At 42.3% G+C, this 18,025-nt stretch carries 16 protein-coding genes; 7 read left to right on the forward strand and 9 right to left on the reverse strand.

Annotated elements, in window-relative coordinates; genetic code table 11:
* Positions 1-179: 179 nt before the first annotated feature.
* The gene (locus AAA943_RS18015; protein ID WP_338225686.1) at positions 180-1,901 is read right to left on the reverse strand and encodes a TPR end-of-group domain-containing protein; all 1,722 of its coding nucleotides are present in this window, start codon (positions 1,899-1,901) and stop codon (positions 180-182) included.
* Positions 1,902-2,027: 126 nt separating this feature from the next.
* On the opposite strand from AAA943_RS18015, the gene AAA943_RS18020 reads away from it, so the two are divergent.
* Entirely contained in the window at positions 2,028-2,246 is a 219-nt protein-coding gene (locus tag AAA943_RS18020) for a PspC domain-containing protein (RefSeq protein ID WP_338225687.1), read from the forward strand.
* Here the strand turns inward: AAA943_RS18020 and AAA943_RS18025 are convergent.
* Both AAA943_RS18025 and AAA943_RS18030 read right to left on the reverse strand, forming a co-directional pair.
* Positions 2,243-3,247, reverse strand: coding sequence for a glycosyltransferase family 2 protein (locus AAA943_RS18025; RefSeq protein WP_338225688.1), 1,005 nt, complete (start codon positions 3,245-3,247; stop codon positions 2,243-2,245). The two genes, AAA943_RS18020 and AAA943_RS18025, sit on opposite strands and share 4 nt — an antisense overlap.
* Before the next feature lie 64 nt (positions 3,248-3,311).
* On the reverse strand, positions 3,312-3,647 hold the full coding sequence (locus AAA943_RS18030) for a YbaB/EbfC family nucleoid-associated protein (RefSeq protein ID WP_338225689.1): 336 nt from the start codon (positions 3,645-3,647) through the stop codon (positions 3,312-3,314).
* Between the two features lie 196 nt (positions 3,648-3,843).
* On the opposite strand from AAA943_RS18030, the gene AAA943_RS18035 reads away from it, so the two are divergent.
* Positions 3,844-4,125, forward strand: a complete 282-nt coding sequence (locus AAA943_RS18035; RefSeq protein WP_338225691.1) for a hypothetical protein — start codon at positions 3,844-3,846, stop codon at positions 4,123-4,125.
* On the opposite strand, the gene hisS is transcribed toward AAA943_RS18035, so the two are convergent.
* Both hisS and AAA943_RS18045 read right to left on the reverse strand, forming a co-directional pair.
* On the reverse strand, positions 4,089-5,483 hold the full coding sequence (hisS, locus tag AAA943_RS18040; protein ID WP_338225692.1) for a histidine--tRNA ligase: 1,395 nt from the start codon (positions 5,481-5,483) through the stop codon (positions 4,089-4,091). The genes AAA943_RS18035 and hisS overlap by 37 nt on opposite strands.
* A gap of 358 nt (positions 5,484-5,841) precedes the next feature.
* Complete coding sequence (locus AAA943_RS18045; RefSeq protein WP_338225694.1) at positions 5,842-6,348, reverse strand: metallophosphoesterase family protein; 507 nt, start codon at positions 6,346-6,348, stop codon at positions 5,842-5,844.
* A 169-nt stretch (positions 6,349-6,517) separates the two neighbouring features.
* On the opposite strand from AAA943_RS18045, the gene AAA943_RS18050 reads away from it, so the two are divergent.
* The 3 genes from AAA943_RS18050 to AAA943_RS18060 all read left to right on the forward strand — a co-directional run bounded on the left by AAA943_RS18050 (position 6,518) and on the right by AAA943_RS18060 (position 9,349).
* Positions 6,518-6,916, forward strand: coding sequence for a rhodanese-like domain-containing protein (locus AAA943_RS18050; protein ID WP_338225695.1), 399 nt, complete (start codon positions 6,518-6,520; stop codon positions 6,914-6,916).
* Positions 6,913-8,283, forward strand: coding sequence for an NAD-dependent succinate-semialdehyde dehydrogenase (locus AAA943_RS18055; RefSeq protein WP_338225696.1), 1,371 nt, complete (start codon positions 6,913-6,915; stop codon positions 8,281-8,283). The genes AAA943_RS18050 and AAA943_RS18055 overlap by 4 nt, the downstream gene beginning before the upstream one ends.
* Before the next feature lie 85 nt (positions 8,284-8,368).
* Positions 8,369-9,349, forward strand: a complete 981-nt coding sequence (locus AAA943_RS18060; protein ID WP_338225697.1) for a pyruvate dehydrogenase complex E1 component subunit beta — start codon at positions 8,369-8,371, stop codon at positions 9,347-9,349.
* Positions 9,350-9,622: 273 nt separating this feature from the next.
* On the opposite strand, the gene AAA943_RS18065 is transcribed toward AAA943_RS18060, so the two are convergent.
* Complete coding sequence (locus AAA943_RS18065) at positions 9,623-12,142, reverse strand: TonB-dependent receptor (RefSeq protein WP_338225698.1); 2,520 nt, start codon at positions 12,140-12,142, stop codon at positions 9,623-9,625.
* 257 nt (positions 12,143-12,399) lie between these two features.
* Between AAA943_RS18065 and AAA943_RS18070 the strand changes: the two genes are divergently transcribed.
* Complete coding sequence (locus tag AAA943_RS18070; RefSeq protein WP_338225699.1) at positions 12,400-13,482, forward strand: sensor histidine kinase; 1,083 nt, start codon at positions 12,400-12,402, stop codon at positions 13,480-13,482.
* On the forward strand, positions 13,479-14,225 hold the full coding sequence (locus AAA943_RS18075) for a LytR/AlgR family response regulator transcription factor (RefSeq protein ID WP_338225700.1): 747 nt from the start codon (positions 13,479-13,481) through the stop codon (positions 14,223-14,225). The genes AAA943_RS18070 and AAA943_RS18075 overlap by 4 nt, the downstream gene beginning before the upstream one ends.
* A 118-nt stretch (positions 14,226-14,343) precedes the next feature.
* Here AAA943_RS18075 and AAA943_RS18080 read toward each other — a convergent pair whose 3' ends face one another.
* The 3 genes from AAA943_RS18080 to AAA943_RS18090 all read right to left on the reverse strand — a co-directional run bounded on the left by AAA943_RS18080 (position 14,344) and on the right by AAA943_RS18090 (position 17,290).
* The gene (locus AAA943_RS18080; protein ID WP_338225701.1) at positions 14,344-15,183 is read right to left on the reverse strand and encodes an alpha/beta hydrolase; all 840 of its coding nucleotides are present in this window, start codon (positions 15,181-15,183) and stop codon (positions 14,344-14,346) included.
* Between the two features lie 450 nt (positions 15,184-15,633).
* Positions 15,634-16,152, reverse strand: a complete 519-nt coding sequence (locus AAA943_RS18085) for a hypothetical protein (RefSeq protein WP_338225702.1) — start codon at positions 16,150-16,152, stop codon at positions 15,634-15,636.
* Positions 16,142-17,290, reverse strand: coding sequence for a 6-bladed beta-propeller (locus AAA943_RS18090; RefSeq protein WP_338225703.1), 1,149 nt, complete (start codon positions 17,288-17,290; stop codon positions 16,142-16,144). The genes AAA943_RS18085 and AAA943_RS18090 overlap by 11 nt, the downstream gene beginning before the upstream one ends.
* Positions 17,291-18,025: the final 735 nt, after the last annotated feature.

Raw genomic sequence — 18,025 nt, forward strand, 5'->3', positions numbered from 1 at the left:
TAATCTAAAACAAATTTCAAATGCAAAACCCTAAATATTATTCTGAAAAGACGTTTTTTTATTTACTAAAAATTTCTAAATAAAAAAAACAACCAAATATTCCCTTGAAAAGCAAGGGTTTGCTACCTCCTGCCATCGAAAAGAATTCTACTAACCTGAAAATCCGAATTTTCTTTTCTTTATCGGCGGGAATTGAATACCGAGAAAAACTCTTCTGTTTCTCTTAATTCCTGAAAAACAGGATCCTGAAAAGCCTTCTCTGCCAATTGCCGATTGGATTCTACTGCCCTTTTTAGATGAATCAGTGCTATTTCCGCCTGCCCAGAACCTGCCGCTATCATGGCCAAGCCGTAATATCCATAGCCAAAACTCCTTCCCAAAATCACCGATTCCTCAAATGCAGCATTAGCTTCCGAAAAATCCTCTATCAGGTAAAAGGCCAAACCTTTATTGAAATAGTCTTTGGGATCGGAAAATTCATAGTCAAACCTCAAGGTAGCCAACTTATAATCCCCTCTCAAAATATCCAATGCCCCACGGAGGGCCTCGTTTCTCCGGACCAAATCTTTATTCTGTATTCCAACCGAAGCTTCCGAAAGCTTTTTATAGGCATCCCAGTAGTTTCCTTTCAAAGCCAAAATCTGACCTTGATTGTGTAAAGAATAAGGATTCGCCTCCACGCGATAAGCTTGAACCAACAATCGGTCCGCTTCATCCCAAAGAATCTCCTTGGATCCATAATCCAAGGTACGCTGGGCCTGTCGCATGCGGACTACCGCCATGTTGTTGTAGGGCAATGGAGAGTGAAAATATTCCGTCATCTTGGAATAGATTAGCGCTTTTTCATCTAAGCTATTCGTGGCTTCAGCAGCCTGAATCCATTCCTCAAGGGTTAACAGTGAACCTGAAGTGGTATTTTTCAAGGCCACATTGAGCTTTCGAGTCTGCTCCATAGTCAAGCCTTTTCTGGGTTTGGCTACAATTTCAATTTTCACAGCTCGAAGCTTGGGAAACAAATCTTTCTGTACCTGTGAAAAACCCGGAATTTTGACTAATCTCGAATACTGATCCTGAAAAGATTCCCTGTTCATCAATACTGCATACATTTCATCTTTTCGCTGAGTGGATATTCCCTCATAATCCCTCAAAAGCAACCTCAAATCAAACCAGTCGTTCCATCTCGAATCTATACGAATAAGGGAGTCCGGAAATGCTTGCAAACGATCCGCAAGGCCTTTTTTGACCGCTGAAGCACGGGCCATTCCCAGTTGACTGGATTTGCCCTCAGAAGTTTCCGGAGATTGCAATCCGGTAATTTTGAAGGATTGAAGAAGAGGGAAATTCTGAAGAAAAACATCCAATTCGTTTAGGGTGGATTGATAAGCCGCATTTTTTTTGAGTTGGGAGGCTCCCGGATCAAAATAAACTACGAATTCCCCTTTTTGCGCAGCATCTTTATCTGTCTGTCCTGACAAAATGTAGGCCCCAACTTCCGGAATGGGCTCATCGGAATAGACCTCCCCCAGCTTGACCATCAGCTGTGGAGCAAGGACTCCTTTGGTCAGTAGTCTTTTTTCCAAAACCTCCTCACCTGACCGCTTTTGCTGAACAAACTGCAACTCCAAACTTGCGCCCAACATCCAGTCTTCAAAGAAAAGCGAGTACCCCTTTTCAAACCTGAAAACCGTCCCTTCTCGGATCAGGGGAATTTCCCCCAATTCCATTTTTCGGGACTGTGAGACAAAATAAAGCTTCAATTTACTGTTGCGGATTGCCATCACAGAGGCAATGGGAATATTGCCTTGGACTTCAAATCTCAAGGAGTCTCCTTCCAATTTTAATTTGTATGGGTAAACTGTGGCATTGTTCAAATACTTGCTTTCAGGCACAGTTCTTGCCAAAGATTCGCTACAATAGCCTGATAGCCAAAGAAAAATTGTCAGGTAGGAAAACAATCTGACAGAAAGTTTACTTATTGGAAAGACCGGCATTTATTCTATTTTTGATCAACTAAACCACCACAAATCATGGAAAAATTAAAACTGTTCTTCGAAGAAAGAGCTTTTGGCGTGTGTTCCCGCCTTGGGGAGAAATTAAATTTTCCAATTGACAGCATTCGACTATTTTTCATTTATTCCTCATTCATCACTTTGGGGTCCCCAGTCATCGTCTATGTATCGATGGCTATGATGATGAAAATCAGAAAGTATTTTCGCAAGATGAACAATCCAGTCCTATTCGATTAAAGTTCCGAAAACTTTCTTTTGCCCAAGATAAAAAAGTGCCAAAAGAGAAAACGCACAGGTCCAGACCGGAAAATACCCCGGTCTTTTTGTTTTTCCATCTGATTTTCGAACAAATGCCTGCTCTTCAGAAAATCCAAATAGCCTTTCACTATTGCCCGGGAGGCTTCTTTATCCCCTTTGAGGGAAAACTGAAGGGCCGATATGCTTTCCAAGATCCACTTCAATAAAAAAATCATCCAAAACCTGCTTTTGGATTCATTTTTATAAAGCATACTCAGACTGTTTCTGATATTGAGGTGAAGCTTTTTGGGACTGGAACGGGAAAGGGTGGCTCCTCCCTGATGATAGACTTTCACTGCTCCACAATACCCGATTTTTTTTCCGGAAATCCGCAATCTCCAACAGAGGTCAATTTCCTCCATATGGGCGAAAAAATGTGCATCAAATCCTTCCTGTTCAAAAAAATCGGCTGACCGAATGACCATGCATGCGCCGGAAGCCCAATCCACGGTCAAAGAATCGTCGTATTGCCCCTGGTCTGTTTCCAACACATCCCAAATCCTCCCTCTGCAGTAAGGGTAGCCCAAGCTATCCAAAAATCCCCCTCCCGCACCGGCATAATCAAACTGCTCCCGGTCGGACCACGAAAGAATTTTGGGCTGTACACAAGAGTAATCTGGATACCTTTCCAGCCAGCCTATCAGGTTCTGGTCCCAAGCAGGAGTCACTTCCACATCCGAATTGAGCAAAATAAGAAATTCATATTGTCCCTTGAGCGATTCAAGCCCCCAATTGTATCCACCTGCAAACCCAAAGTTTGAGGAGAGTCGAATGATTTTTACCAGAGGAAACTCATGCTCAAGCAAGGAAAGAGAAGAATCCGTGCTGCTATTGTCAATCACCCAGATATCCGATTGGCTATGGGCCAATACTGAGGGAAGGAAAGTTGGCAAGACCTTTTCTCCATTGTAATTGAGAATAACAACCGCGGATTTTTTCATAAAAAAAGAGGGCTTCTCTGATTTACCACAAAGGAAAGTTCCCAATAGAAATACCTTTTGTTGCTCATCCAAACATACTCCCCAAGTCCATACCCGGAATATTGGGAAGCATGCCTTGAGTAGCAGCTTTCATCTCTTCTTTGATTTTCACCTCAATGGCTTCCATGGCTTTGTTGGTAGCCGCCACGATTAAGTCACTCAGCATCTCCTTGTCATTTGGACTGAGCAGAGATTCATCCATTTCGATGGTCAGAACTTTCCGCTCTCCATTCACCCACACTTTGACCATACCGGCACCCGCCTCTCCTTCAGCACGCAGATGAACCAACTTGGCCTGAGCCTCTTTTATTTTTGCCTGGGCTTCTTTGACTTTGCCCATCATTCCCATCAAATCGAACATAATGCTTAATTTTTTTTCAAATATATCTTTTTCGGGAGGTAGAAATAAGCAAGCTAAATAAGATAATATTCTATTTGAATCTGGATAACAAAATATTATTCCGTTGTATCTCTTTTTATACCATTCATAAGAATATTTTAGCCAACTTTTACCTCATAAATTCTGTAAAATAGAATATAACTTAACCTCTTCGACCATGAAAACCATTACCCGGATCGAAAAAGAAGCGATCCGCAATTTAACCTTTTCGAAAAAAGAAGTCCTATCCACTGCTGAACAGAAAAAACTTAGAGAAGCATCTCTTCACCGATCTCAGACGCTGGGCAACCTACTTCAAACCAAGGTATACCTGACTTTCGAAACCGCTGATGGAAACGTATATCAGGTGCACACCACGGTTTGGGCTGTAGGGGCCGACTTTGTGGTACTCAAAGAAGGCATTTATCTTCCGGTATCTGCCATTGTGGAGGTGGATTGACTTAAGGTTTTTACTGCTTCTTCTATAGTATAGGCTTGCTGATCCCCGGATCTTAGGTTTTTCAGCGCCAAGGTGCCGGTACTGATCTCGGCATCACCACAAATCCCCACGTAGGGGATTTCTTTTTTGGAGGCAAATTCCAACTGCTTTTTGAGCTTGGAGGGATCAGGGTAGATCTCAGCTTTGATCCGGGCTGCTCTGAACTTACCTAAAATGGACAAGGCATAATCAAAGCCCTTTTGGTCAAAATAAGCCAAAAGCAGGCGGGTCCCCTGTAGGTTTTCTTCAGGAAATAGTCCCAACTCTTCCAATACATCGTAGATTCGGTCTACTCCGAATGAGAACCCTACTCCCGACACTCCCGGCATTCCAAAAACGCCGGTAAGGTCGTCGTACCTTCCTCCTCCACTTACAGACCCAATGGAGACCCCATGGACTTTGACTTCAAAGATGGCTCCGGTATAATACGAAAGCCCTCTTGCCAACAAAACATCAAAATCCACATGAGCCATATCCTCACCCATTTGCTTCAATAGTCCAAAGGCTTCTTCTAATTCCTGTATCCCTTTCAATCCTGTTTCTGAGCTTTTTAGAAATTCCCTGAGAAAATCCAGCTTATTCTTCAGCCCTTCTTCCATGTTAATCAAGGGAGCGAGTTTTTGAACAGAAGTCTCTCCAAATCCCCTTTGGGACAATTCCTCCTTTACTTTTTCCCAGCCGATTTTGTCCAGCTTATCCATCGCCACACAGAGAGGCCCTTCCTTGCCTGCCTCCCCAATCGCCTCGGCGATCCCGGTGAGAATCTTTCGGTTATTCACCTTGATGCTGTAGGATTTGAGTCCCAACTTGGCAAAGACTCTCCGGATCATGAGAATAATTTCCGCCTCGCATACCAGACTATCCGTACCCACTACATCCGCGTCACACTGAAAAAATTCCCTGTAGCGGCCCTTTTGGGGGCGATCTGCTCTCCATACCGGTTGGATTTGGTAGCGCTTGAAAGGAAAAACCAATTCATTCCGATTCATTACCACGTAGCGAGCAAAAGGAACCGTCAGATCATAGCGCAGCCCTTTTTCTGAAACTTTTGGAAGGATGGTGTGACTACCATTTTTAAGATCATCTTCAGTCAGGTCCTTGGCGAAATCCCCGGAATTGAGAATTTTGAACAAGAGCTGATCGCCCTCATCCCCGTACTTTCCGGTAAGGGTAGAAAGATTTTCCATGGCGGGAGTTTCGATCTGTTGGTAGCCAAACAGCTGAAAAGTCTCTTTAATGGTATCCAGAATGAAGTTTCTTCGACCCATTTGAAGGGTTCCAAAGTCTCGCGTTCCTTTGGGAAGGGAGGGCTTTTGCATGGTTTACTTGGTGATTTTGGCCCAAATTTACCCAAAAATCCCCAAAAGGCCGGAGCATCCTGGATTTTCTCCAAGAATAATTTGCCGGATTTTTAGGCATAAAAGAATTGTCTTCCTATCTTTGCCCCTCGTTTCGAATCCAAAAACTTAAACATATACGGCCATGGGTGTAACTACTCTAAAAAGAAAGTTGAGAAGAAAAAGACAGGGGCAGAATGCTCGCGTGATCAAAATCAAGCAGTTGAGTGCGAAGCCTGTGATAAAAAATGTCGATGTAGAAGAGCTTAAGGCTTCTTTCTCTAAGTAATTTCTTCCTTCAAGAAGACAAAAAGCGGCCAAACAGCCGCTTTTTTGATTTTCAGACTTTCCCTCTTTTGCCGAGTTCCACCACCCTCAGGTTGGTGATTTTTCCCTGGTCGAGTTCAAATAGCAAGAGCGTACGCATCTGATGAAATCCCTGCTGACCAATAGCCCCGGGGTTCATGTAGAGACAATTGAGTTCCCTATCAAACTCCACCTTGCAGATATGGGAATGACCGCAGACAAACAGTTGAGCTTTGGACTCCCTGATTAGCCTTTTAATTCCTTTGGCATAGCGGGGAGGTTTTCCTCCGATATGAGTCATCAGTACCTTCACCCCTTCGAGGCTAAACTCATTCCACTCCGGAAACCTTGCCCGGATTGATGCATCGTCGATATTCCCAAACACTCCCCGTATTGGAATTCCTTTAGGCAGTCTGTCCAGGACTCCTGCCTCCCCTACATCTCCGGCATGCCAAATTTCATCTACATTCTGGAGATATTCCAGCGTTTGGTGATCAATGTAACTGTGGGAATCGGAAATCAAACCGATCTTTTGGCGCATTTTGAGTAAATTTAAGTTCAAGTTTAACTTAAAGAGACAAAATAGCCTCAGGATACCCATCAAATAATTTCAATCCATTCCGATCATCAGCGCCATACTCTACCCATAAAAATCATCTTGACCTGCTCAAATTGAACCCCCATTTTATTACCTCAAAACCATTTTCTTTATGAAATTCTACCTCTTGCTCACTGTGTTCCTGCTGCTCTTTTTGAGCCATCCCACTTTTTCTCAGGAAGTCCCCAAAGATTCGATTCAGGTGATTTCCATCGACCAATTTGAAAAGATGTCTTCCAAAAAGAAAGCAAGAATCGTGGATGTCCGGACTCCTGAAGAGGTGTCAGACGGGCACTTGAACGGAGCCTTAAACATCAATTTTCTCGGGGAAACGTTTGCCGAAGAAATTGAGAAACTGGATAAAAAGAAAACCTACCTCCTCTATTGCCGTTCGGGAAGCCGCACCCGAAAAGCTGCAGATTTAATGCAGGATGCGGGTTTTAAACATGTATATATGCTCGAGGGCGGCATTACCGCTTGGAAAGAGGCAGGCAAACCCATTGAAAAATGAAATTGATTAAATCCATCAACCCATTTACCGACCAAATTCTGAAGGAGTTTGTGCCAGTCAGTCTGGAAGAAGCCAAATCTCATTTGGTCCAAGCACACCAGGCTTTTCAGGAATGGAAGGAGACGCCCCTCGAAAAAAGGGCAAGTTTAATGAAAAAAGCAGGGGAGCAACTCCGCGGTAAAAAAGAACACTATGCCCGACTAATTTCCTTGGAAATGGGAAAAGTGATCCGTGAATCCAGAGCAGAAATTGACAAATGTGCCTGGGTCTGTGATTACTATGCGGACTTTGCGGCGGACTTTCTCCAGGATGAGCCTGTAGCCCTTCCTGATGGCAAAAAGGCCAAAGTAATTCACCAGCCATTGGGTGTAATCCTCGCGGTAATGCCTTGGAACTTCCCATTTTGGCAGGTGTTCCGATTTGCAGCGCCTACCCTGATGGCAGGCAACGCCGGGGTATTGAAGCACGCTTCCAATGTACCTCAGTGTGCTTTGGCCATACAGGAAGTCTTTGAGCAGGCCGGATTTCCAAAGGGCCTCTTTCAATCCCTATTGGTCAGTTCGACTGTAACCTTAAGTCTTATCATGGAGCCTCAAGTCAGAGCAGTTTCCCTCACTGGGAGCGAGCATGCTGGACGGGCCATTGCCGCAGCTGCCGGAAAGGGACTGAAAAAAACCCTTCTTGAACTGGGCGGCAGTGATCCTTTCGTGGTTTTTGCCGATGCAAATCTGGAAAAAGCAGTGGATACTGCCGTCAAAGCCCGGATGATCAATTTTGGGCAAAGTTGCATTGCCGCCAAACGGTTTTTGATTGAGCAATCGATCTATAAACGATTTATAGAGTCGTTTCAGGAAAAACTAAGTCAATTAAGAGAAGGTGATCCTTTGGACGAAAACGCAGATTATGCCTGCATGGCGAGACCTGACTTGGCAGTGGATCTATTCAATCAGGTAAAAAAATCCCGGCTTTTGGGAGCCAAAATACCATTTGGAGGAGAAAAACCAGAACAAGGTTCTCCTTTCTTCAAACCCACCCTTATTACGGATATCCCCAAAAACTCCCCTGCGTTTCAGGAGGAGATGTTTGGACCTGTGGCTTCCTTCTTTTCTTTTGAAAGTGAACAAGAAGCCGTCCAAATCGCCAATGCAACAGATTTTGGACTGGGTGCATCCGTATGGACAAAGGATCCATCTCGAGCAGAGCGAATGAGCCAATTGATAGAAAGTGGCGCGGTATTCATCAATTCCATGGTGGCCAGTCATCCTTGGCTTCCCTTTGGAGGAATCAAAAACTCCGGCTATGGCCGAGAGCTTAGCCGTCAGGGTATTCTTGAATTTGTCAATTCCAAGACCGTCTATCTGGGGTAAAATCCACCTGGACAAAGAATCCGGCAACTTTTGCAAATGCCCGATTCCTTCCTATTTTTACGAGCCAAAATTTTGTCTTTAAATCATGAGAGAAATACAATTCAGGGAAGCTTTGAGAGAGGCGATGTCCGAAGAAATGAGACGGGATAAAAACGTCTTTTTAATGGGAGAAGAGGTGGCCGAATACAATGGGGCCTACAAAGTATCCCAAGGGATGCTCGATGAATTTGGACCTGACCGAATTTATGACACTCCTATCTCCGAGTTGGGATTTGCCGGCTTGGGAGTAGGCGCTGCAATGAACGGACTGAAGCCCATCATCGAGTTCATGACCTTCAATTTCTCTCTGGTAGCCATAGATCAAATCATCAACTCGGCCGCCAAGATGTATTCCATGTCTGGAGGAGCCTATTCCGTACCGGTAGTTTTCCGAGGTCCTACCGGAAACGCCGGACAACTCGGGGCTACCCACTCCTCCAACTTTGAGAATTGGTTTGCCAATACTCCAGGACTGAAGGTAATCGTTCCATCCAACCCATACGATGCCAAAGGGCTGCTCAAAGCTGCCATCCGTGATCCGGATCCGGTCATCTTTATGGAATCCGAATTGATGTATTCTGACAAAGGAGAAGTACCTGAGTCTGAATACCTCCTCCCTATCGGTGTGGCCGATGTAAAGAGAAAAGGGAAAGATGTTACCCTGATTTCCTTCGGAAAAATGATGAAAGTGGCCCTTGAGGCAGCAGAGGAAATGGCAAAGGAAGGCATCGAGTGCGATGTGATCGACTTGAGAACGGTACGCCCCATCGATTATGCAACCTGCGTGGAATCATTGAAAAAGACCAACAGAGCTGTTATCGTGGAAGAGGCAAATCCAATTGCTGCCATTTCTTCTGAATTGACTTACCATTTCCAGAGATATGCCTTTGATTATCTTGATTCTCCGGTCATTCGGGTCAACTCCATGGATATCCCATTGAGTTACTCTCCGACTTATATCGATGCAACCCTTCCCAATGTGAGAAGAACAGTCGAAGCCATCAACAAGGTGCTTTACAGAAACTAAAAATTAATCCTGGAGAAAATCCCGGATCCATGCAGGTTTTATCAACACTATACCAGCCTTTTTTTCCACAAAAAAGCCCTGACCGAATGGCCAGGGTTTTTTGTTACCCAATCTATCTATCATTTGTGGGAAAATGACGGAATGGTCAGTTCCGAACATTAATGTGGTAGTACAAACTAGCTGGAATATCAGGGAAAAATCCCCCATTTAAGCTCTTTTCAATCCAGAACAGCCCTTAAATACTCAGCGTGGACTCTCCAAATCAGGGAGTCTTTATCGGTTTCTCACCGGAGCACCTCCCCCATTTTCCATTCCACCATCTCCTCCGCCCTCTTTGAGGTCGTCGTTATTGATGGACTTTCTTCTTCTGGGTCTTTGGTCCATACTGAGCTTTCCGATACGGTAATTGAAGTTGATCTTGAAATTCAAATTTCGGATGGCATTGGTGCTGTTTTGGACAATGGTCGGGGTGATGATTTCATTTCGGACGACAAACTCCTTGGCTAGGAAGTTCTCAGCCCCAAAGCCAATAGAGCCTCTTTTCTCATTGAACTGCTTATTGAAGCTCAAGCCATACACTGCAAATCCTCCTGAGGTTCCTTGAAGCTCTACTCTTCTGCCTCTGGCAAAGGAGAACAGTTGCATCTGCCAGTTTTTAGGCAGGGAATAGTTTCCAAATAATCTTCCTGAGACTACAAAACCCTCATTTTGGGCAGCAAATTGAGGATCCGTAAGGCCATTGTCCAAGATCGCGTAGTACAAATCACCACCTCCATTGAGGGATAACTTGTTGTTGATATTGATATTGAAGAAAATGTTGGTCCCAAAGGCTTGCTCCTGACCTACGTTTTCATAAGTGGTAAAGATAATTCCGTCATTTTGAGTAGTTCTGATCGGCTGAATGGAACCCGTGGTATTCCGGAAAAATCCGGTAAAGTTGATCGTGGTACTTTTAATGAAGGTACTGTAGCCTAACTCATAATTATCCGTCAATTCAGGCTCCAATTCAGGATTACCCTGAGTGATCAATTGCGGGTTGACCGCTTCAATGTTCGGGTTGAGGAATCGAAGAGAAGGTCTCTGAATTCGTCTATTATAGGCTGCCTTGATCATGTTTCCGTTTTTCAGTCTTCGGCTGGCATTGATGCTGGGTACCAAGGTTCCATAGGAAGGAATTTCAGCTTCAAACTCCGTTTTGAAATCTGCTTCAATCATGGTGTATTCGTAGCGAAGACCTGTTTTGAGCGTGTAGTTTTTCAAAAGTGGAAGCGTATAGGAAAGATAGCCTGCAGTCACATTCTGATCATAGCTGAATTCGTTGCTCAGGCTTGGATCTTCCAACTGTACAAACGCTCCATCTGCTCCCTCTGCTGCGAAGTAGGAAAAGTCCGAGTAGGCTTTTCTAAGAATATTCTTGGCTCCGTATTCCAGGATTTGGTTTCCTTTTTGATCCAATGGGGTGACATAGTCAATCTGTACGGTAAACTCCTCGTTTTTGCTGGGGTTGATATTTCTGAGTCTGGAAAACACATCCACCTGATTTTCTTCAAAAAGGGTGTTGGTGAAAGAATTTTCCCGGTCGTTCACGGAATAAAGGGTCAAAAAGCTCAATTCTCTGCCTTTTTTCTCATAGGTACGGGTATAGTTTAAGCTGACATCTATCGAATTGGAATTGTCAATCGAATTGGTAGCGCGAAACTGTTCGCCTCTGAGTACATCGTCGAGGAAATTCTGGGTCAAGAAATCGTTTTGCCAGTTTTTGGAATTTCTGACTCCAAAATTGACTGAACCGGTCAGGAAGTTGTACTGATCAATCTCATAATCCACTCCAAAGTTGTATCTACCAAACAAATCTCTTCGTTCGGTTTCGGCAGACTGAATGGTTTTGGAAATGGTCCCATCGGAATTGTTGGTGATTTGTTGGTTGTCAAAACCTCCTAGAATGTTATATCCTGCTCTTCCAAATCCTCCAAGGGAAAAACCAAACTTGCCTGTCCTTGCACTTCCCTGAAGACCCAAATTGGATCCCCTCAGACCAAAACCGGAGTTGATGTTGAGCGAAACTCCCTGAAGGTTGTTCTTTTTGGTCACGATATTGATGACACCGGAGGTCCCTTCTGCGTCAAATCGGGCGGAGGGAGAAGTGATGACCTCCACAGCCTTGATTTCGTCTGCAGGAATCTGTCGCAAAGCATCCGAAATGGAAGAGGCGGCAATGGCAGAGGGTCTGTTGTCAATGAGGACCAAAATGTTGGAACTACCCCTCATGGATACATTTCCATCCAGATCCACAGAGAGCATAGGGACTCTTCTCAAAACATCTGTTGCATCACCTCCTGCTGTGGTTTTATCATTTTCGGCCTTGTAGATGGTTCGATCGACTCTTTCTTCGATCAATTCCCGCTGACCTTGTACCGTTACTTCTTCCAAAGCAACCCCTTCATCACTCATGCCTATTTCTCCCAGATTGATTTCTGTGCCAAGGGAGTTGATGTTGACCACCCTTTTGGCTGTTTCATAACCGAGGAAAGTAACCTGAAGCTCATACTCCCCGAGGTCATACCCGGTAATGTAAAATACGCCATCGCCATCAGCGACTGCGCCTGAGGTACTGACGTCGCTTCCGAGTTTATATAAAGCAGCGGTTGCGTAGCCTACAGGTTCTCCGGATTTGAGATCCTTTGCCACCCCAATAATTCTTCCGGCTGTTTTCTTTTCCGGATTGTCCTGAGCAAGGGATTGTCCCACTCCCAAGATCAAAAATGCAAGTACTAGATTGAGTAGTTTATTCATGGTTTTGTTTTCAAACAAGGTATTCGCCTATTAGTACCCCAAAGGTCGAGGCAATGTTCAGGCTTAAAAAATGAAATAGACCGCCCTGCCCGTTTTATCGACCAATCCAATTTAAAGGAGGATGAATCCCCACCTTTCCAGACAAGGAGGCTTAATCCCAAAAAATTGGAGTTTCATAGGAAGAAAGAATGGATTGGTAGATTTGATTTGAGGGAGAAAGAGAAATTGCCTTAGTTTGGACACTGAAAATCAACCGAATGCCAAATCTGATCCCCAATAAAAACCTTTCCCTACTAGTCCACTTGCTAGGATGGATCATGCTGGTGGTAGTCCTTCTGCTGCTTTCTCCGCTTTCCTGGAGAATGGGGGAAATCCAGCTCCCCTATCAATTTTGGATGAAGCAGGTCTTTCTTGTCGGAATCCTGATCACAATTTTTTATTCCAACTCTTCAATTCTGGTCCCTAAGATTCTGCTGAAAGGAAAAAACTACCTCTATCTCTTGATGGTTCTGTTGGGTGCTGTTCTATTTTATGGCCTGATCGTCTATTTCGAGCAATTCATCGGCTATGGAAAAGCCATGCACATGCTATTTAATCCCAATAAGCCTTATGACCCTTCCAAAAGATGGCTTCCAGGGGATATTTTCCAACTCCTGCTATTCGTCATTTCCATTGGGTTGAGTACCTCTGTGGCCTTGGTCACCAAATACCAAAAAGATGAAACACTCAGAAGGGAAATGGACCGACAGCGGATCAATACCGAACTTTCTTACCTGAAAGCCCAGATCAACCCCCACTTTTTCTTCAATACCCTAAATAATATCTATGCCTTGACCAACCTGGAAGTGAGTAAAGCTCAGGAGGCCCTGCTCAAACTCTCCCGGATGATGCGCTATGTACTTTACGAAAATCAAAAAAACGAAACGCTACTCTCCAAAGAGTTGAACTTTATCCAGGATTACATCGAACTGATGAAAATGAGGCTTTCTTCCAAAGTAAGCCTGAACATTCAGATCGACGAGCCCAAGGACGACCTGATCATCGCCCCCATGCTGCTGCTTCCCTTTCTGGAAAACTGCTTCAAGCACGGTATCAGCTCCCAAAAGGAAAGCGAGATCGTGGTCAAAGTGGAAATCATGGGCAAAACCCTCTTTTTTGAAACACGAAACCAAATCTTTCCCGTCAATCCGGATAGCCCCGAAGCGCATGAAAATGGCATCGGACTGACCAATACCCAACGGAGACTAAGCCTGATCTATCCCGGAAAACATCGGCTGAAATTTGGCAAAGACGAATCAAAACAGGAGTATTGGGTAAATCTGACCATCGACTTGTCATGAAGATCAAATGCATAGCCGTAGATGACGAACCCCTGGCACTGAGCCTGCTGACCAAATTCATCAAGCAGACCTCCTTTTTGGACCTGATTGGAGAGTTTTCCAACGGAATAGAAGCCTTGGGATTTGTCAACCAAAATGAAGTTCAACTGATCTTTATGGATATTCAGATGCCGGATCTCTCGGGAATGGAGCTGGCGAGAATCCTGGATGGAAAAAAGAATTCCGACAAAACCCGAATCATTTTTTGCACGGCCTACCATCAGTTTGCCATCGAGGGCTACAAGGTTGAGGCGCTGGACTACCTGCTCAAACCCTATAGCTACGAGGACTTTCTGGCTGCCGCTACCAAGGCCTATCAATACTTCGAAAAAGTAAAACAAAACTCAGAAATCCAGCCTAGAAAGGAATCCGAGGCTCAGCCAGAATATATTTTCCTCAAAGTGGAATACCAGCTGGTCAAAGTGATGCTGAAGGATATTACGCACGTGGAAGCCTACAAAGACTACGTTAAGGTCCATCTGAAGTCGAAGCCCAATCCCCTGCTGTCACTGACCAGCATGAAAAATATGGAGGAGCTACTTCCTTCGGATAAGTATATGCGGGTGCATCGCTCGCATATTATAGCATTGGACCACATTGACTCTATTGCCAAAAACACGGTAATTATCGGCAATCATCAAATCTCTGTGGGAGATAATTACAAGGAGCCCTTTTTGGAGTTTCTCAGTCGTTGGATTAGCTAAGGGCAGAGGTCAAGGACTTCCAGTTGAATATTCTTTGTGATTAGGTGCTTTGTTTCCAATACCAAACAGAATAAGTGTGAAGTATTATTCCAAAGTGCAGTGGGCCGTGGTCAGTGTTCTATTCTTTTTTCACAAAACCCAAGACATCCTTGTATCCCTTGCTCCAAGTCCAAAAATACTGGGTAATCATGGGAATATGCTTGGTTTTGGGGTAAAAGGAGTAGGTCAAGTCCATGCCTTTTTCTTCCGCTTCCTTTCTAAACCGCTCCACTGTCAATCGAATCCCGGGATAGGTTTTTTCTCCTTCCATGACTAGTAAAGGAATCTCTTTTCCATCCAGAAAGTAAATCGGCGAATATTCCTTCCACACCTCAGGCTTGTCCGTAAAAGCATCGTAGTTGTCTTCGGCGTTGTATTTTTCCTTTCGCTCAGTCAGAAACCAATACCAATCCAATCCCGCCGGGTCGTTCAGAATAGCACCCTTCAAAGGATTTTGGATACCCAATTCTTGCCAAGGTTCTTCCTTGATGGCGACCAGAGCAGCCAAATGACCTCCTGCCGAATGACCCGAAACGTAAATTTGATCGGGGTCACCACCATAATTGGCAATATTTTCCTGCACCCATTGGACAGACCTTGCGCTTGCCTTCTCCATGGCAGGAACCAGATATTCCGGTGCCAAAGGATAATCGATGATTACCGTGACCACTCCTCTTCGGGCAAGTCGACTTCCCAAAAAATCATAGATTTCCTTCCTTCCCTTATTCCAGCTTCCTCCATGAATAAAGATCAACACTGGAGCCTTTTGGGCTTTTTTGGGTGCAAAAATATTGAGCTGCTTTTCAGGCAGGTTATTGGATTTTTGAAGGTAGGTTAGGTCCCTGGTCCTGGTGATTGATTTGAAAGCGCAGCTGGTAAAAAGTGTAAAAACGAGGAGGATAGGTATAAGAGATTTCATTGGTGGATATATCAGACAAAAAAGCAGAAAAGGCAGGATATTGTTTTGGTGAATTAAAAGGAATAGCCTAAAAACTGAATTAAAGCAGGACTAACCACTCAAATTTATTTCGATTTTTCAGATCGTAATAGATCGATTACAGCCTGTTGAAATCTATAATTGCTCACAGATTACACAGACTTGCACAGATTATTGATTGGACTAGGAGTTGTCTCTAAGGTTCAACAATGCCTACTGAAAATTTCTTACTGAACCCTGCTCCCGATAGTTAGCAGGACTGCAAACTGCCTATTGCCTACTAAACAGCCCGTTCCTGCTGACTCAGCCCCTCACTAAATCCCTCAAACTTTCCGAAAGTAGGTTTTTTACCAGAATTGAAAGCTCTGGACCGGACTTTTTTTATAAGGAATAAATAAAAGAGCGAAGAAATATTGAAGAAATTGAATTACTTTACTTTACCATAAGATCAATAAATTTAAAATAATTTCGAACCTTACTGTCATTTCCTTGTTCGAAAACAGCTATACAAGATAAATTCCCATTTTTAATATGGCCCAATTTTGGATAAAATTCATGCTGGTTAATATAATCTATTTCAATATTATTAAAGATTTGAAAATTATCTTTATTTACAACTCTTCTTAAAGCATATATTATTTGCCTATCCTTAATATTTTCGCTTTTTACTACAATAATCTGATTTGAAGGATTTTTTCTGATAAACTCGGCCAATTGATCTATCAAATAATCAAAACAATTAAAACAGGAAGAACTTGGCAAAATAAATAAAAAGCCAGTTGTTTTTTCCGAAAACACTTTTTCAAAGGATAAAAAGAAGTCCTCATCATAAAACCTATCGGAAACTATTTCTGATAGTACATCTACACTTTTACTAGAAAAATTATCAGAATCAACTTTTTCAGAACAAGAAAAAAAGATTAAAAACACTGCAAAAAACCTATTTTTCATGAAATATTAAAATTAGGGGGTTATCACTTTCATTTAATTGAGCGAATTCATCTAATTCGGAAAGAAATCCACTTTCTAGTGGAAGAGAAATATATCCAATTCCTTCACCGAGTGATCCGATCCTCATTTCCTCCTCAAAGTCAACGAAAAATTCACTACCATTTAAGTTAAACTTAATTCGGCCTCCTGAAACAAGACTCTTATCATCTTTATTGTAAATTGACAAATAAGGTTTGCCTGAATTAAAAAAACGAAATGTGAGAAACGATTTACTTTGAAAAACATTACCTATATTAAAAGATTTGTTTGTTGAATTAATATAGGTAAATACATCCACAATGGTAGAAAACCCTCTATTGATCAAATCCTCATTTAATACTTTTTTGTCCTGAAAATCAATATAGTATTCGATAGTAGGCACACCATATTTATTGATAGAATAAATTGTATCATTAAAAGAATTAACAAAGTTAAATTCGTTTTGATTTAATATTGAAAAGTAATCATCTCTATTTATGTGCAAGTATTTAGATTTTTCTATTTCAAACGGAAGAAAAGAGTTTTCCAAAGAATACCCAATGGCCAAGTTTTCACCTGAAAAATTAATCAAAGCTCTCGGCTTATCTATAGACATCATGTACCCAGGTGTACCCAATAAACGGTCATCACTTTTTTCTATACCAAAAAGAGGAAAACCTAATTTATAATTTATCTCAAAATCAAAATCATAATCAAATTGAAGTAAATTCCTTTGATTAGAATCATATACCCAAATTCGATTTTGATCCGGCATTAAAACAACATCCGTTAAATTTATAAAACCATCAGGCCCATCCTTACCTTTTTCAATCTTAGAAATGAATTTTCCAGTTTTATCAAACTTAAAAATTGCACCACTACCCTTTAAAAATAAATATTCATCTATTAAAACTTTATGTACAAAGTCGATAATTGATGAATCATTCGTCTCTAATGCAATAATTTCAGTGATTTCAAAATAATTATCAAAATCGATTACATCATCAGCCTTAGGCAAATTTTGTGAAATTGTAGTATAGGTAAGGACCTCTTTTTGTACTTTATGCTTACAAAAAACAAGAAAAACTACGGGGATAAATATAAAGTTGTTAAATCTCATGGATTTCGTTTAAAAGAGTTTTTATTTTATTTCAGAAGTACAAGCTGTCTCAAATGCAAGTATGAGACAGCTTGTTGCTTGTAAACCTAACATCTAGCCGCAGGGCAGTAGTCGCTATTGGTATCAGCGCAACAATAAAGGGTACCAGATGCATTACTCATCAATGGCCCACAAGGAGGACAGGGTTCTGTCCCGTCCCCTCCAACAGAAGCTTGAGCAAATGAAGTAGTCATTAAAGAACCTAAAACCGATTCCTGATTGGTGGAACCGGACAAGTCAATTCCCAGAATTCCTACGAATCCAAGGCACAATACAATTGATAAAATTTTCAACTTTTTCATAGTAGTTACTAGTTAATTGTTAGAAATAATTAAAAGAATGGTTGATTTTAAGTATTCTAGTTCATACTTCCAAATCACTTAGGATCAGAAACTTCCAATTCTTGGAAAAGTACAAACTGAAAAACGGATTTTTTCGGAATATTCTTCTGAATTCTTAGGTCTACCCCCCCCTAAGCCTTAGTTTGTTTTCCAATATCTTAAACTAACAAAATATTTAATCTAATTTCAACTAATTTTGAATTATTTTAAATTCTTGGAAAAATCAAACGATAAATTTAATACCCCTTATTAAGGAACTGGGGCGGAGTCCCTAGACTCAAAAAAATCAAACTTCTGATTCTTGTATTGAGAATAGGCGAATCATTAGTCTTCTGCCTTAAAAAATCGCTCACAG

Source organism: Algoriphagus confluentis (assembly GCF_036245625.1).
Lineage (GTDB): Bacteria > Bacteroidota > Bacteroidia > Cytophagales > Cyclobacteriaceae > Algoriphagus > Algoriphagus confluentis.

Coding starts and splice junctions, on each gene's coding strand:
- AAA943_RS18030 (WP_338225689.1), bottom strand. CDS start 3,647: ATGTTCGATTTGATGGGAATGATGGGCAAAGTCAAAGAAGCCCAGGCA.
- AAA943_RS18070 (WP_338225699.1), top strand. CDS start 12,400: ATGCCAAATCTGATCCCCAATAAAAACCTTTCCCTACTAGTCCACTTG.
- AAA943_RS18065 (WP_338225698.1), bottom strand. CDS start 12,142: ATGAATAAACTACTCAATCTAGTACTTGCATTTTTGATCTTGGGAGTG.
- AAA943_RS18055 (WP_338225696.1), top strand. CDS start 6,913: ATGAAATTGATTAAATCCATCAACCCATTTACCGACCAAATTCTGAAG.
- AAA943_RS18035 (WP_338225691.1), top strand. CDS start 3,844: ATGAAAACCATTACCCGGATCGAAAAAGAAGCGATCCGCAATTTAACC.
- AAA943_RS18045 (WP_338225694.1), bottom strand. CDS start 6,348: ATGCGCCAAAAGATCGGTTTGATTTCCGATTCCCACAGTTACATTGAT.
- AAA943_RS18080 (WP_338225701.1), bottom strand. CDS start 15,183: ATGAAATCTCTTATACCTATCCTCCTCGTTTTTACACTTTTTACCAGC.
- AAA943_RS18020 (WP_338225687.1), top strand. CDS start 2,028: ATGGAAAAATTAAAACTGTTCTTCGAAGAAAGAGCTTTTGGCGTGTGT.
- AAA943_RS18050 (WP_338225695.1), top strand. CDS start 6,518: ATGAAATTCTACCTCTTGCTCACTGTGTTCCTGCTGCTCTTTTTGAGC.
- hisS (WP_338225692.1), bottom strand. CDS start 5,483: ATGCAAAAGCCCTCCCTTCCCAAAGGAACGCGAGACTTTGGAACCCTT.
- AAA943_RS18075 (WP_338225700.1), top strand. CDS start 13,479: ATGAAGATCAAATGCATAGCCGTAGATGACGAACCCCTGGCACTGAGC.
- AAA943_RS18090 (WP_338225703.1), bottom strand. CDS start 17,290: ATGAGATTTAACAACTTTATATTTATCCCCGTAGTTTTTCTTGTTTTT.
- AAA943_RS18085 (WP_338225702.1), bottom strand. CDS start 16,152: ATGAAAAATAGGTTTTTTGCAGTGTTTTTAATCTTTTTTTCTTGTTCT.
- AAA943_RS18025 (WP_338225688.1), bottom strand. CDS start 3,247: ATGAAAAAATCCGCGGTTGTTATTCTCAATTACAATGGAGAAAAGGTC.
- AAA943_RS18060 (WP_338225697.1), top strand. CDS start 8,369: ATGAGAGAAATACAATTCAGGGAAGCTTTGAGAGAGGCGATGTCCGAA.